This window comes from Prochlorococcus marinus XMU1408 (assembly GCF_003208055.1).
In the GTDB taxonomy this organism is placed as follows: domain Bacteria; phylum Cyanobacteriota; class Cyanobacteriia; order PCC-6307; family Cyanobiaceae; genus Prochlorococcus_B; species Prochlorococcus_B marinus_A.
The window spans coordinates 52221-67390 of record NZ_QJUE01000004.1; the positions used below are offsets into that span (position 1 = coordinate 52221).

Consider the following 15170-nt stretch of genomic DNA (forward strand, 5'->3'; position numbering starts at 1 on the left):
ATCCCTAAACTTAATGTAAATAATTAATGAGTAAGCAAATCAAAAGAAGGTATTAATGAGTTAGCTAACAGAACTTATGATGAACACATGAAATACGATTTCAAAAGAGATTTAATCTGGTTAATCTTAAGGCCATGGATTTTAGTACCTAGATTTATTCAGATTGTCGGCGCTATATCTCTTCTTTTAGCAAGACTTATTTTTCAAGGTTCTAGTACTGATCAAAAGACCCAAAAGAGTCTCGCTAAATTTCTTCTTAATACACTTGTTGGTCTTGGTCCTTGTTTTATAAAAGTAGGCCAAGCACTATCTACAAGGCCAGATCTAATTAGAAAAGATTGGCTAGAGGAATTAACAAACTTACAAGACAACTTACCAGCTTTTTCTCACGAAAAAGCACTTGAAATTATTGAAAATGAGCTTGGGAGGCCAGCAAATCATCTTTTTGAAGAATTCCCATCAACACCAATAGCCTCAGCCAGTCTTGGACAAGTATATAAAGCCAGGTTAAGCAAAAACTATTGGGTAGCAGTAAAAGTCCAGAGACCTCTTCTGATTTTTAACATTAGAAGAGATATTGTAATTATTAAAATACTGGGTGTACTAAGTGCGCCAATACTACCTTTAAATCTTGGATTCGGGTTAGGTGAAATAATTGATGAATTTGGAAGAAGTTTATTTGATGAAGTTGATTACAAAAAAGAAGCAAAGAATGCTGAGAAATTTTCTACCCTTTTTCACGAAAACAAAGCAGTTACGATACCAAAAGTAGAAAGACATTTATCATCCGTAAAAGTATTAACCACAAGCTGGATTGATGGTACAAAATTAAAAGATAGAAAAGAATTAATTACAAATAATTTAAATCCATCAAAAATAATTAGAACTGGTGTTATCAGTGGAATTCAACAATTGTTGGAGTTCGGTTATTTTCATGCAGACCCTCATCCAGGAAACATGTTCGCTCTTAAAGGAAATAATGGTGATTTAGGGAATATAGCCTACGTTGATTTTGGAATGATGGATTCAATATCAGAAGAAGATAGATTAACTCTTACGGGTGCAATTGTTCACCTTATTAATAATGATTTTTATGCTGTAGCTAAAGATTTTCAAAAGCTTGGTTTCCTAAGTGCAGAACAAGATTTAAAACCACTAGTACCTGTCTTAAAGGAAGTTCTAGGAAGTGCAATTGGAAAAGATGTTGCCTCATTTAACTTCAAAGAAATTACTAATAAATTTTCAGAGTTAATGTTTGATTACCCTTTTAGAGTTCCTGCAAGATTTGCCTTAATTATCAGAGCAGTAATTAGTCAAGAGGGACTTGCCTTAAGACTTGATCCTGATTTCAAAATTATTGACTTGGCATATCCTTATGTAGCCAAAAGATTACTAACTTCAGATACAAATGAGATGTTAAACATACTTTTAGACGTAATATTTGATCAGAATGGTCATATAAGAGTTGAGCGAGTAGAGAATTTATTTGATGTATTAGTTCAAGACTCAACTACACCTGCAAAAGAGCTAATTCCTGTAGCAGGTGCAGGTCTTAAACTATTAACTAGTTCTAGAGGCTCATTGGTTAGAAAAAACTTATTAATGAGTATTATTAAAGATGAGAAAATAGATACAAAAGATATGAAGCAATTAATCAAATTAGTACGAAAAACATTTAATCCCTTAAAAATGGCTTCGGGCATTTTAAAACAAAATAATACACAAGTTGCATAGTTGATAAGTTTAAAATACAATAATTAAAAGCTTAAATCAAAATATTAAGAATGTTTATCAACAATATTCTAGATCTACTCACATTCATAACTATTAATATAGAAAATGCGGACATTTCAAATATAGATGAATTTATTTCTGATTATCAACAAATAAAACCCATTGAAGATCCAGTTTTTTGGATTTCTTGTGGGGCATTTATTTGTCTAATGTCTGGATTAATATTTGCCGATATAATGAAATCTAAATTACGTAATTGGTCAGCAGAAAAAATATCTCCTCTACCGCTGGAAAACCCCAGAACTATGTCAAGTTGGTTTTCATTCTTTACAGGCCTAACAATTATTTTCGTAAGTGCCTTGAGTATAATAAACTTCTCAATAATTAAATCGCTTATATTTTCATCAATAATTTCCATACTTTTCGGCTTAAGCATGTGGAAAGCCATTAAAGATTTATTGGTTCAAGTAGAGAATGGAACGATTAAGGAAATAGATGATTTTTTCTAATAAAAAATATTATCTCTAGTCTTCAATTTTAATTAGGTTAATATTAAAATGAGAAATTTAATTTAAATTTAATGTCACTTAGTAGACTACAAAAAATAATATCTGAATCAGGCCTTTTATCAAGACGAAAAGCTGATTCACTAATTAAACAAGGTAGAGTTACTTTAAATGGTAGAAAAGCAATTATCGGAGAGAAAGCTGATCCTTTATCTGATCATATTTTAGTTGATGGTAAAGATCTACCTGATAAGGTTAATTATAAAGTTATACTATTAAACAAACCTCCTGGAATAATATCTAGCTGTAAAGATAATCATGGAAGGGAAACAATATTAAGCTTAATCCCTGAACATCTTCGTCATGGCATACATCCTGTAGGTCGATTAGATTCATATAGCAGAGGAGCAATTCTGTTGACTAACAATGGAGAATTAACTCTGAGACTTACTCATCCCAAGTACTCACATACAAAAACATATCTTGTTTGGGTAAGTGGCCAACCTAGTCAATTAATTTTAGATAATTGGAGGAAAGGAATATCACTTGATGGAAAAATGACAATGCCAGCGACTATAAAAGTGAAAGAAGTTATGAACAATAAAACACTTCTTAAAGTGACGATGAAAGAGGGGCGTAATCGACAAATCAGAAAATTAGCTGCCATTTTTGGACATCCTGTCAAGGATCTACAACGGATAGCGATCGCAAATATAAAATTGAATGGCTTACAAGAAGGGAAATGGCGTGAATTAAACTCAAGCGAATGGATTTCGATTCTTAATTAGAATTATAATAATTTTATGGCTTTAACATTTCCGTTTAAAAAGAAATCATCAAACTTGTCAAATTTGCATGACGAACCAGATCCTGATTATGATTTTTTAAAAGCAATAAATCTATTTAAATCTCAAAGAAAGAAATTTGAAGTTTCATTAGAAGAATTGTCAGAGAAGACAAAGATCTCAAAGAATGTACTAATAGCAATAGAAAATGGATGGAAAAAATATCTCCCAGAAGCAACATATTTAATTTCAATGATCAAAAAACTTGAAATTGAGCTTAAGTTAGAGAAAGGAAGTTTAAATGGTCTATTAAACCAAAAAGTTACTGTAAATAGTCTATCTAAATTTAAATTTAATTTTATAAATATAGACTTTCTAAATAGCTGGGTTGGGAGTTTATTATATATTATTACTATGCTTTTATCAATATTTGCAATAAATTTCCAACAAGAATACCTTCTAAAGATACATAGTATATCCACTGAACCAATTATCCTAAATGATCCTGAGAAACCGAATGAAGATATAAATCAATAGCTATTATTTAAAATATTCAACGTTTATATCTTTTAGCTAAATTACCATATTTGTACAAAGCCTCTTTTATATTTAAATCATATTTGTTTAATCGCCATGACCAATTCCCTTCGATTGTTCCAGGCTTATTTAATCGAGAACAATCATCAAGATTTAATAAATCTTGCATAGGAGCTACGAATAGTTTTGCTCTCGTATTCATTCCAACACTAATCAAGTCCCAAGAAGAAAAGTTATCAGAATCACGAATAATATTTTTAATTTGTTCTTTTTTATCTTGATCTATTTCTTTCCACCAACCAAGAGAAGTTGAATTATCGTGAGTTCCTGTATAAACAATCCAATTTTCATCTTTAATATTCTCTGGTAAATAGGGATTATTTAAATTCCCATCAAAAGCAAATTGGAGTATCTTCATTCCAGCCAATTCATAATCATCTCTTAACTTTTCAACTTTTGAAGTTATAAGACCTAAATCTTCTGCAACTAGAGGAAGTGAGCCTCCACAATCTTTTTTTATTAAACCAAGTATCTCCTTTCCAGGAGAGGGCAACCAAAATCCATTCTCTGCTGTTTTGTCTTTTCCGGGAATAGCCCAAAAAGCTTCTAAAGCACGAAAATGATCAAGACGTAAAAAATCAACCTGATCTAAGTGTCTTGAAATTCTTTTTCTCCACCATCTGTATTTATTTGCCTTATGCCTGCTCCAACGATAAACAGGATTTCCCCAAAGTTGTCCAGTCTCAGAAAAATAATCAGGAGGGACTCCACTTTGAAGGTATGTCTCTGAAGTGGTTAAAATAGAAAATAATGATCGATTACTCCATACATCTGCACTGTCTTTAGATACATAAAAAGGAACATCTCCAAATAAAAAAATTCCTAATTTATTTGCAAGTTTTCTTATTGATTTCCACTGCCTATCTAAATGCCATTGGATCAGGTTATGACCTAATAACTCTTTTTGATAATCTATTTTCCATTCTGCTAATTCATGCTTATCATATACAGCAAAATTTTCAGGCCATTCCCACCATGGAAGATTATTATTCTGAATCCTTAATTCCATGAAAATGGAATGATCATCTAACCAAAATTGCTTTTTACACCAAAATTCAAATTCCTCTTTAATAGTAGTATCTTGTTTTTCCCAATTATCAATCAAAGAAGAACTTAAAACTTTAACTTTTGAATTAGCTAATTGAAAATCAACTCTTTTTTCAAAACCCTCAAATTCAGAGGCAAATTTTTTTATATTTCCAGCTAAAAAGCCATCTCTCACTAAATCATTTTCATCTAGGAACCAAGGATTAAAAGCGAAACTAGAAGGAGAACTATATGGGGAACCTAGAGGATCTGGGGGTGCGAGAGGCAGAAATTGCCATACTCCTATTCCATTTTCAGCTAGGCCATTAAGCCATGCTCTAGCTGGGCTTCCAAAAGTACCGCAAATAGGGCTATCAGGTAATGAGGTTGGATGAAGTAGGATTCCTGAATTTCTTTCCAATTTTCACTTTGTGTTATGCCTGAAAAATAGAAAAGAAATACTAATAAAGCTATTTTTTTAATAGATTCAAAATTAATCGCGAATCGAAATAGAAAATCTTTTAGTTAAATATCTTGGAAATTCAATTTATGGTATAGAGCTTACTTAAAGTTTCTCTTTAACTAAACAACAAATTTATAATAAAAATATGAATTAAATTATTCAATAAAAAAACAAGGTTTTTCCTAGATAAAAGCTACAACTTTAATGTCCCTTTTTCCTTTAATTAGATTATTTTTGATGTGACTTCATTGGCTTCTGAATGAAGCCATCAAAACTAGAAAAGGACTTTTTTAATCTTCCTCTCAAATTCCTCCGACTTTTAGACACAAGCAAAAGAAACAAATAACGCTTTCAATAATGAATAAGTTAAAAACATTGATCAAGAAGTATCTCCTAAAGTAAATGATTTATCAAAAAAACTAATAGGTATATATTAAACCCTGTATTCCTCCAACCATGCTCCCATGCATGGGAATTTCCATGCATCTTCTTCATTTAGAAGAATTTATCCATTACCAGGTCATATTCTAAAGTTTTCAAAAGGAAACTCTTATGAAAAGATTTCTATTACGTCACGACCCCAAACAATAGACGCTGCAAGGATTTCTTACTTTACCTGAGAAAATTAGAGCTCCAAAGAATTAATTAAAAAACAGTTTTTTCATGATCATGTAACGAACATAAAGGTAGATTAGTAAATGTAATTTCTTGCTTGCGGTGGAACCGTGACCAGTTTTATCACTGCAGCACATCCTGAAAATACTAGTCTCACTCATGACACTAATAGGCTCAGGTTAATCAGTGGGACATCTAATACAGCATTAGCCAAAGAGATTGCCACATATATGGGGATAACAAATGTCCCTCTGGTTTCAAAAAGATTTGCGGATGGTGAGCTCTATGTCCAAATCCAGCAATCAATTAGAGGATGCGATGTCTTTCTAATACAACCAACTTGTGCTCCTGTAAATGACAGTTTAATGGAGCTGATGATCATGGTTGATGCTTGCAAAAGAGCTTCTGCAAGACAAATTACAGCCGTAATACCATACTTTGGTTATGCCAGAGCAGACAGAAAAACCGCAGGAAGGGAGTCAATAACCGCAAAACTCACAGCAAATATTCTTGTCAAATCAGGCGTTGATAGAGTACTTGCGATGGATTTACATTCAGCTCAAATACAAGGTTATTTTGATATCCCCTGTGATCACATATATGGTTCACCAGTTTTAGTGGATTATTTATCAACTATGCAGCTTGAAGAAATCGTAGTCGTCTCTCCTGACGTAGGAGGCGTGGCCAGAGCAAGAGCTTTTGCAAAACAAATGAAAGATTCACCCCTCGCGATTATTGATAAAAGGCGCTCAGGTCATAATGTGGCTGAAAGCCTTACAGTTATTGGAGAAGTTTCTGGGAAAACAGCCATATTAATTGATGATATGATTGACACTGGTGGAACTATTTGTGCAGGAGCTGAATTATTAAGAAAAGAAGGTGCAAACAAAGTTATTGCATGTGCATCTCATGCTGTATTCTCTCCACCTGCTTATGACAGACTTTCAAAAAAGGATCTTTTTGAACAAGTTATTGTAACTAACAGTATTCCAGTCCCAAATAATCAACATTTCACACAATTAAAAGTTTTATCAGTTGCAAATATGCTTGGAGAAGCTATATGGAGAATTCACGAAGAAAGTTCTGTAAGTTCTATGTTTAGATAATTTACTAAATTACTTCAACATAAGTTCGACTACCTCCTTAGTATTCGATGATATATTTGCTTGATTTATTTTTATAATTGCTTTATACATCTCTTCCTTATTTTTATCTTTATAAGATTTCCATTTACTATAAACTTTGACTATTCTTGAAGCCGTTATTGGATTAATTTTATCTAATTCTATTAATTTCTCTGCCATAAACAAATAGCCTTTTCCATCTAAAGAATGAAATAATTCAATGTTTTTACTAAATCCTCCTAAAACAGCACGAATTGAATTAGGAGCCTTCCAATCAAATTTAGGATGAGAAAGTAAATTCTCAATAATATCAATTCCTTGTTTATTAGGCCTGGAGGCCTCATAAGAGAACCATGAGTCCAAAACCACCGGATTATCACTCCAAGCTTCATAAAATAAATTAGAAGCTTCCTTTGTTTCAGGGCAATCAAGTGACTTTAATGCATTAAGAGCTGCCCTTGAAATAGTCATTGAAGAATTAGCGATTGAGTCAACACAAATTCTTTTTACTTTCATATCCCCTGCAAGTGCTAAATAAGTCCATATTGTTCCTAATATTTTTCTCTCGCCTTTCCCCATGGGCCACACCTGGTTAATATTTACTAATACTTGTTCAGATAATATTCTTAAATCCTCAAGAATATTATTACCAATTGCGACTTCAAAGTTTACAGACTCTTTATAAATAGAAATAGGGTCTACTTTTTTAAACATAGATTCCAACTCAGAAAAGCCAGGTATTGTTAAAAGCTTTGCTAAGAAAAAAGGATCATTTATTCCTAAAGATTTGATTGACTGTTTAATAGCATTATAAAAACTATCTTCTAATGAATAATTTGTTGTATTTTCAATCCTAGATTTAATTATCTTACGCATCAAAAACTGACCAGAATCCCACCTTGTAAAATAATCATTATCATTTAAAAAAAGGAAAAGATAGTCATCTATTGATAAATCAGATTCCCAAAGAACTGGAGAAGAGAATCGTCTAAATATAGATAAAATAGGAGTTTTCTTCTCATCAGATAAAATATTAATTTGTAGATTCTTTTTATGTTTATCTAATACAAATAAATTATCCTTTGCAAAAGTCTTGCCTTCTTTTTCACTGCTATAACAAGAATAAAGAATTGGGATAACCATTTCAACATTATCATTAGCCATACCATGATCTATTACTTGTTCAAATGAAACATTTAAAATTGAATTATTTGAATCCCAAGATTGACTTATATAAACCTTTGGTGTCCCTGACTTGTAATACCAATTCTTAAATTTTTCAACATCAAAATTACAATTTTCTTCTTCAACATAAGCACCTTTTATTATTGAAGAAATGAAATCCTCTGTAGTAGCTGCACAACCATCGAAAGTATCAATATAATTTTTAAAACCTTTCATGAATTTTTCAGATCCAATTAAAAGTTCAATCATTCTTATTAACTCAGCACCTTTTTCATATATTGTCGTTGTATAAAAATTATCTATAGCAACATATTCTTTAGGCTTCACAGCATGTGATGTGGGTCCCTTATCTTCCGCAAACTGAAAGTTTCGAAGAAAGGAAACATCCTCGATTCTTTTTATACCAGAATTATGAAGATCAGAAGTAAAAGATTGGTCTCTGAATACTGTCAATCCCTCCTTTAAAGATAGCTGAAACCAATCTCGACATGTAATCCTATTACCAGTCCAATTATGAAAATACTCATGGGCAATTACACTTTCTATCCTCTCTAATTCATCATCGGTTGCAGTTTTTGAATCAGCCAATACCAATTTAGAATTAAAAATATTTAATCCCTTATTTTCCATTGCTCCCATATTAAAATGTCTTACGGCAACAATCTTATATTCATCTAAATCATACTCAAGGCCATATTTATCTTCATCCCATTTCATTGCTTTTTTTAGTGAGCTTATAGCGTGTTGTGTATATTTTTCATCTCCACGCTCAACATATATTTTAATAGAAATTAGTCTTCCAGTATTTGTTATATATTTATCAGATACTTTGTTTAAATCACCAGCCACTAAAGCAAATAAATAGCAAGGTTTAGGGAAAGGATCTTCCCAAATAATTTCATGTCTATTATTATTTAAATCATCAGAATATTTCATATTCCCATTTGACAATAATACAGGATAAGAGAGTTTATCGGCTTCTATCCTTACTGTATATTTGCTTAAAACATCAGGTCTATCAGGATGAAAACATATATTTCTAAAGCCTTCAGCTTCGCATTGGGTAGTAAGCATTCCAGAACTTAAATACAAGCCTTCTAATGAGGTATTATTGAAAGGATCAATTTTAGATTTTATTTTTAATTCAAATTCAGATAGTGGAGGATTATGAATAACCAAAAGATTATCCGAAAGAATATATTCTGCCCGAGCCAATTCATCATCATTAATTGATATAGATAATAATTTAATTTGATTACCTTGAAGAATAAGATTTGAAGTTTGTTTTGCCTTTGGTTTGATTATCATCGAAACTTGGACAAAAACATATTCCTTACAAATATTAAAGTCTAAATTTATAGTTGGTATTAAGAATGGATATTCAATATAATCTGATAATTTAATTGATTTTTGAGTTAACATTATTAAATAATTTTTTGAATATAAAAAATAAATTTAATTATTTTGATTTAATTTCTCTACAGCTTCTAGAAATTTTTCCTTATCCTCTTCAGGGACTTGATCCGGGCAAAGCTGTATAGCTCCTTCAATCACTTGCAAATAAGATCCTTGATAAATTTGTTCATTAGTCAACTTTTTATCACCTATCTCTTCTATAAGACCTCCATGTTTTTTAGAAACTAATAAAGCAAAGTTATTAGAAGCAATTGAAATTGACTTTGAAAATTGAACTTCTGCTTGCCTTGCAAGACAGAAATAACTAATGCCAATTTGCCTATATAAATTCATGTCTTCACGACTCGCAGGACTAAAATTAATATTATTTTTGTTAGAATTGTTATTAGTTGGATTAGACTCTGACTTTATGGAAGAATTACAACTTGATAAAAGTATTGAAGCAAAAAAAATAGATATAGCCAAGATCCTTTTTCTTGGTGAGTTTTTCATTTTTCTCAAGTGATTTTAATTCGTAAAGATCTTATGCAGCAAAGAATTAATCAAAAATTCTTCACTTGCAAATCAAAAACATAATATTGTATGAAGGTCTGTGCAAATAGATTTAATCAACTACTCAGTTGGGATTCTTAATCCTTAATTCATGATGGTTTTCAACTATCGTCAACTTATCTTTAAACCAACTATAAATAGTTCTTGATCTAAATTTGTCCTGATCTATCAAGCGTGTATGTTCTAATACATGCCAATTATCATAATTAGACTCAAAGATCAATTCATGCTCATCAACTTGTCTTATGTTTGATATCCCTGGAGAATTAGACAAATAAGAACTATCACGAATTAGTTGATGACCTTGAAGTCGGACTGTGATTTCACCTTCACTCTTATATGTGGGTTTTTTAATAAAAAAATCTTTTTTGTCTTCGCACCACCAGGTAAACCGATAGCTTTCAAATGTTGCATCGCTTTGTATTAATTTTTCAACATTAATGTACATTTCCAAATTAATAGCCTTCTCTTCGTCAAAAAAATATTGCCTCTTTGAATGCCATAATCCAATATTTCTGCCAAACCATCTTCTCAAACTACTATCAAAATCAATTCGAAGTCTATCAATACCTACTGATGAGTTTTTTGTTTTCCCGATACCAGATGAATAAGAAATAGCCATTTATCTGGGATGGAGAAATTAAAAAAGTATTCACTTAATTATTAGCTAATACCTAAAATGAGTCTCATTACCTTAAGGTATACGTAATTATTTAGATTGCTCGACACTGTGAATAGTGCCGAAGCTACCGATAGACGACAGTTAAAACTGTTGCTTGTGGCATCACGTCACCATCTCTCAACGGGAGATATTCGCTCGTTAATTGAATTTTTAGAAGGGGAAGATTGTGGTTTCAACGTAACTCTTGAATTGTCAGATCCAACTGAGAACCCTGAATTACTTGAGTTTTACAGATTAGTCGCTATTCCTGCACTAATAAAATTAGAGCCTACACCAAAACAAATTTTTGCTGGTAGTTCAATTTTTGAGCAACTTAAAACTTGGCTACCTAGATGGCAACACGAAGGAATAATTAAGGGGATCGGAGTAAGTCTCAGGCCTAAAACAATTGAATCAAATCAAACACAAAAAGAACTTTTACTTGAGGATGATCTTTTAGTTCTTCGGCAGGAGAACGAAACGCTCACTAACAAAATACATTCTCAAGAAAGTCTACTTAGAATGGTTGCTCATGAATTAAGAACACCATTAACCGCAGCAGGTTTAGCACTTCAAAGCCAAAAATTAGGGCAAATCAGCATGAATAAATTTCAAGAAGTCCTAAAAAGAAGGCTAGAAGAAATTGAATTGCTTTCGAAGGACTTATTGGAAGTTGGCAGTACTCGTTGGGAAACTTTGTTTAATCCTCAAAAAGTTGATCTTGCAAATATTTCTGCTGAAGCAATTCTTGAGCTTGAAAAACTTTGGCTTAATCGCAAGATAAAAATAAATACAGATATTCCCGCTGATCTACCCTCTGTTTTCGCAGATCAGAGGAGAATGATGCAGGTTTTATTGAACCTAATAGAAAATGCTTTGAAATTTTCTGAGGACGAAGGTGAAATTTTTATAACAATGCTTCACAGAACAAATCAATGGGTTGAGGTCATTGTTCGAGATAACGGACCTGGTATCCCCCCAGAAGAACAACAGAGAATATTTGTTGATCGAGTAAGACTTCCTCAGACTTCTCAAGAGACTATCGGCTTTGGCATTGGTCTTTCAGTTTGTAGAAGAATTGTTGAAGTGCATGGAGGAAAGATCTGGGTAGTTTCCAAACCAACTGAAGGTGCATGTTTCTATTTCACCGTTCCTGTATGGCGAGGACAAAAGAAGGATCAAGAAGCCTTGACGAGTGGCAAGGCGGGCCCGTAACTTTCATTTGTGATTGATTTACTTTCTAGTTTATTAGTCACTGCACTTGGCCCCATCGTCTAGAGGCCTAGGACACCTCCCTTTCACGGAGGCGACAGGGGTTCGAATCCCCTTGGGGCTATCAAATAAAATTTTTTGAATTTTCAAACCTTTTTTATTGGAAAATATCTTTAGAAAGGTAACGTTCTTATCTTTAAGGATTATTTAAAGGAAATGATCAATTTATAAATTAATTTTTTCATTACAAAATAGTTAGTATGAAAACTAATAATGGCTTACGAAAAAATTAAATCCCTTTAATCTCAGTCAAGAAAAACGATCTAAGAGCATTAACCACTTGTGACGATCTCAAAAGGTGAACTAATAAATTAGTAATATCAAGATAAAACAGCTAAAAAGTAACCTCTTCTTGGTAATCTCACGTTCTAATTTAAGTTTTTATGGCTTACTCAGAGACAAAGGTAGTTATTGGTGGTCTTGCACATATTCCTATCATCATTGGTTTTTTCTATCTAATACGCAGACAATATACATTTGGTGCAATGTTGCGAACTGGCAAGAATGCTTTAAGCGAGAAAGTCAAAGCTGCTGCTCCTGCTAAAGCTGCTGCTGCTCCTGCTAAAGCTGCTGCTCCTGCTAAAGCTGCTGCTCCTGCTAAAGCTGCTGCTCCTGCCAAGAAGCCCCATTCAGATGTACCAGTAAACACCTATAAACCTAAAGCACCTTTCACTGGAGTAGTAACTGAAAACTATTCAGCACTCAAAGAAGGAGCGATTGGGAAAGTTCAACACATAACTTTTGATTTATCTGGAGCTGATCCTGAATTCAAATATGTTGAGGGACAAAGTTGTGGAATACTTGCTGCGGGGGAAGATGCTAAAGGCAAACCACACAGACCAAGACTTTATTCAATAGCTAGTACGAGATATGGCGATAACTTTGCTGGAAATACTCTTTCCTTATGTGTTCGCCAACTGCAATATGAAAAAGATGGTGAAACAATAAATGGAGTTTGTTCTACTTATTTATGCAATCTCTCTCCAGGAGACAAAGTAAAAATTAGTGGACCAGTAGGCAAAGAAATGCTTCTTCCAGAAGAAGAAGATTCAAATATCATAATGCTTGCAACGGGTACTGGCATAGCTCCTATGAGAGCATATTTAAGAAGAATGTTTGAACCTACTGAAATTGAAAAGCATCAGTGGAATTTCAAAGGCAAAGCTTGGTTGTTTATGGGTGCACCTAAAACTTCAAACTTGCTTTACGATGATGACTTTGAGCATTACAAATCAAAATTCCCTGAGAATCTAAGATATACAAAAGCAATCAGTAGAGAACAGAAGAATACAAAAGGAGGAAGAATGTATATTCAGGACAGAGTTCTTGAACATGCAGAAGAAATATTCAATATGATTGAGAATCCCAAGACTCATATTTATTTGTGTGGATTAAAAGGAATGGAGCCCGGAATTGATGAGGCAATGACAACTGCAGCTGCTGCTAAAGGTTTAGATTGGTCTGAACTTAGACCAAAACTAAGAAAAGCAGGTAGATGGCATGCTGAGACATACTAGATAAAGAAAAAAGTCTGGAAAGCGATAATTATTCGTTACTTTTAGAATTTTTTTTATATATTTAATAAATAAAATTCAATTTTCTCTTTAAGCATTTCATCACTAAAAGGTTGAGGAATGTTTTAAAGCAATTTGGATTACATATTTATTATTTAATTGGCAAGGAAAGTATCAATGAGCATGCCAGTAACAAACCCATTGAGAATAGGTCTTCGCCAAGAGCGAGTAATACCTCCTCAATGTCTGGTTATTTTTGGGGCTTCAGGGGATTTAACACATCGAAAACTTGTTCCTGCCTTATTTGAACTCTTCAAACAAAGAAGATTACCAAGTGAATTTGCAGTTTTAGGCTGCGCAAGAAGACCGTGGACAGATGAAATATTTAAATCAAAAATGGAAGAGGCTCTCTCTTCTCAAATAAAAGAAAGTCCTAATGAATGGGAATTATTTGCTCAAAATCTTTTCTATGAACCTGTAGACCTTCAGCAACCAGAACATCTAGTAAAACTCGGGGAAAGGCTTGAAAAAATTGATAAATTAAAAGCTACTCATGGAAATCGAACTTTTTACCTTTCAGTTTCTCCCAAATTCTATGGAAGTGGATGTAGAGCTTTAGCTGCCGCAGGATTATTGAAAGATCACAAAAGAAGTCGGGTTGTTATCGAAAAACCTTTTGGAAGAGACTTTAATAGTGCGCAATCACTTAATTCTCTCGTTCAAAGCTGTGCGCAAGAAAGTCAGATATTTAGAATTGATCATTATTTAGGCAAAGAAACTGTTCAAAATATTCTAGTTCTTAGATTTGCAAACACCATTTTTGAACCTATTTGGAATAGGAATTACATATCTAGTGTTCAAATTACTAGTTCCGAAACAGTTGGAGTTGAAGATCGAGCTGGTTATTACGAATCTTCAGGAGCTCTAAGAGACATGGTTCAAAACCATCTAACTCAAATGCTTGCTCTTACAGCAATGGAACCCCCTGGACATTTTGATCCAGAAGCCATAAGAAATGAAAAGGCCAAAGTTCTTCAAGCAGCCAAACTTGCCAATGAAGAAAAACCTTGGGAATGTTGTGTTAGAGGCCAATATTCAAAGGGAGGTAGCAATGAAGAACCACTCCTTGGATATAGAGAAGAGCCAGGAGTTAATCCAAACAGCACAACTGAAACATATGTTGCTATGAAACTATTCATAGATAATTGGAGGTGGCAAGGAGTCCCTTTTTATGTAAGGACCGGTAAACGACTAGCAAAAAGGCTTAGCGAGGTAGTTCTAACTTTTAGAGAAGCCCCTGTTCATCTTTTTGATGCAGCAGGAGGTTGTCCTACTTCAAACCAATTAATTCTTAGGATTCAACCCAACGAAGGTGCCGAATTTAGTTTTGAAGTCAAATCGCCTGGTTCAGGTATGAGAAGTAGACCTGTAAATATGGAGTTTTCCTATGACGAATCCTTTGGCGAGCCTTCAGATGAAGGATATGTAAGACTTCTTGCTGATGCAATGCTAGGAGATCCCACTTTGTTTACTCGTAGTGATGAAGTAGAAGCTGCTTGGCGTTTATACACTCCTTTGCTTGAAATGATTGAAGATTCCCCTTGGGAATTACCTGTTTATCAATATGAATCAAGGACATGGGGCCCTACTGAATCAGATTTACTAATAGGTAAAGATCAACTTTTATGGAGAAGGCCCTGAAAAAATTGAAACTTAATTT

At 33.1% G+C, this 15170-nt stretch carries 12 protein-coding genes and 1 tRNA gene; 9 read left to right on the forward strand and 4 right to left on the reverse strand.

The features are described from left to right. The first annotated feature begins 87 nt into the window (after nt 1-87). The 4 genes from DNJ73_RS06125 (at nt 88) to DNJ73_RS06140 (ending at nt 3562) form a co-directional block, all read left to right on the forward strand. Nucleotides 88-1734 (forward strand): ABC1 kinase family protein, encoded by a 1647-nt coding sequence (locus DNJ73_RS06125; RefSeq protein ID WP_158466837.1) that lies wholly within the window; start codon nt 88-90, stop codon nt 1732-1734. 50 nt (nt 1735-1784) lie between these two features. Beyond that, nucleotides 1785-2243, forward strand: a complete 459-nt coding sequence (locus DNJ73_RS10110) for a hypothetical protein (protein ID WP_158466838.1) — start codon at nt 1785-1787, stop codon at nt 2241-2243. Nucleotides 2244-2314: 71 nt separating this feature from the next. Next, entirely contained in the window at nt 2315-3028 is a 714-nt protein-coding gene (locus DNJ73_RS06135) for a pseudouridine synthase (protein WP_158466839.1), read from the forward strand. A 15-nt stretch (nt 3029-3043) separates the two neighbouring features. After that, nucleotides 3044-3562, forward strand: a complete 519-nt coding sequence (locus DNJ73_RS06140) for a helix-turn-helix domain-containing protein (protein ID WP_158466840.1) — start codon at nt 3044-3046, stop codon at nt 3560-3562. 16 nt (nt 3563-3578) lie between these two features. Here the strand turns inward: DNJ73_RS06140 and malQ are convergent, their stop codons facing one another. Further along, nucleotides 3579-5069 (reverse strand): 4-alpha-glucanotransferase, encoded by a 1491-nt coding sequence (gene malQ, locus DNJ73_RS06145; protein ID WP_158466841.1) that lies wholly within the window; start codon nt 5067-5069, stop codon nt 3579-3581. Nucleotides 5070-5836: 767 nt separating this feature from the next. Between malQ and DNJ73_RS06150 the strand changes: the two genes are divergently transcribed. Next, nucleotides 5837-6832 carry a ribose-phosphate pyrophosphokinase gene (locus tag DNJ73_RS06150; RefSeq protein WP_158466842.1) on the forward strand — a complete coding sequence of 332 codons (996 nt, stop codon included), beginning with the start codon at nt 5837-5839 and terminating at the stop codon, nt 6830-6832. Between the two features lie 9 nt (nt 6833-6841). On the opposite strand, the gene pepN is transcribed toward DNJ73_RS06150, so the two are convergent. From pepN to DNJ73_RS06165, 3 genes are all read right to left on the reverse strand, one after another. Further along, the gene (pepN, locus tag DNJ73_RS06155; RefSeq protein ID WP_158466843.1) at nt 6842-9457 is read right to left on the reverse strand and encodes an aminopeptidase N; all 2616 of its coding nucleotides are present in this window, start codon (nt 9455-9457) and stop codon (nt 6842-6844) included. A gap of 33 nt (nt 9458-9490) precedes the next feature. After that, the gene (locus tag DNJ73_RS06160; RefSeq protein WP_158466844.1) at nt 9491-9943 is read right to left on the reverse strand and encodes a Villin headpiece domain-containing protein; all 453 of its coding nucleotides are present in this window, start codon (nt 9941-9943) and stop codon (nt 9491-9493) included. 124 nt (nt 9944-10067) lie between these two features. Beyond that, nucleotides 10068-10625: a hypothetical protein gene (locus DNJ73_RS06165; RefSeq protein WP_158466845.1), complete on the reverse strand. Its 558-nt coding sequence runs from the start codon at nt 10623-10625 to the stop codon at nt 10068-10070. 108 nt (nt 10626-10733) lie between these two features. Between DNJ73_RS06165 and DNJ73_RS06170 the strand changes: the two genes are divergently transcribed. The 4 genes from DNJ73_RS06170 to zwf all read left to right on the forward strand — a co-directional run bounded on the left by DNJ73_RS06170 (nt 10734) and on the right by zwf (nt 15151). Continuing rightward, entirely contained in the window at nt 10734-11879 is a 1146-nt protein-coding gene (locus tag DNJ73_RS06170) for a histidine kinase (protein ID WP_158466846.1), read from the forward strand. 48 nt (nt 11880-11927) lie between these two features. Then, nucleotides 11928-12000 (forward strand) — tRNA-Glu (locus tag DNJ73_RS06175). Nucleotides 12001-12319: 319 nt separating this feature from the next. Then, on the forward strand, nt 12320-13453 hold the full coding sequence (locus DNJ73_RS06180; protein WP_158466847.1) for an FAD-binding oxidoreductase: 1134 nt from the start codon (nt 12320-12322) through the stop codon (nt 13451-13453). A 174-nt stretch (nt 13454-13627) separates the two neighbouring features. Continuing rightward, on the forward strand, nt 13628-15151 hold the full coding sequence (gene zwf / locus DNJ73_RS06185; protein ID WP_158466848.1) for a glucose-6-phosphate dehydrogenase: 1524 nt from the start codon (nt 13628-13630) through the stop codon (nt 15149-15151). The last annotated feature ends 19 nt before the right edge of the window (nt 15152-15170 follow it).

What these genes read in the sequence shown, in the direction of transcription:
- DNJ73_RS06140 (WP_158466840.1), top strand. Translation starts at nt 3,044, where the DNA reads ATGGCTTTAACATTTCCGTTTAAAAAGAAATCATCAAACTTGTCAAAT.
- pepN (WP_158466843.1), bottom strand. Translation starts at nt 9,457, where the DNA reads ATGTTAACTCAAAAATCAATTAAATTATCAGATTATATTGAATATCCA.
- DNJ73_RS06125 (WP_158466837.1), top strand. Translation starts at nt 88, where the DNA reads ATGAAATACGATTTCAAAAGAGATTTAATCTGGTTAATCTTAAGGCCA.
- DNJ73_RS06165 (WP_158466845.1), bottom strand. Translation starts at nt 10,625, where the DNA reads ATGGCTATTTCTTATTCATCTGGTATCGGGAAAACAAAAAACTCATCA.
- DNJ73_RS06160 (WP_158466844.1), bottom strand. Translation starts at nt 9,943, where the DNA reads ATGAAAAACTCACCAAGAAAAAGGATCTTGGCTATATCTATTTTTTTT.
- zwf (WP_158466848.1), top strand. Translation starts at nt 13,628, where the DNA reads ATGAGCATGCCAGTAACAAACCCATTGAGAATAGGTCTTCGCCAAGAG.
- DNJ73_RS10110 (WP_158466838.1), top strand. Translation starts at nt 1,785, where the DNA reads ATGTTTATCAACAATATTCTAGATCTACTCACATTCATAACTATTAAT.
- DNJ73_RS06135 (WP_158466839.1), top strand. Translation starts at nt 2,315, where the DNA reads ATGTCACTTAGTAGACTACAAAAAATAATATCTGAATCAGGCCTTTTA.
- DNJ73_RS06180 (WP_158466847.1), top strand. Translation starts at nt 12,320, where the DNA reads ATGGCTTACTCAGAGACAAAGGTAGTTATTGGTGGTCTTGCACATATT.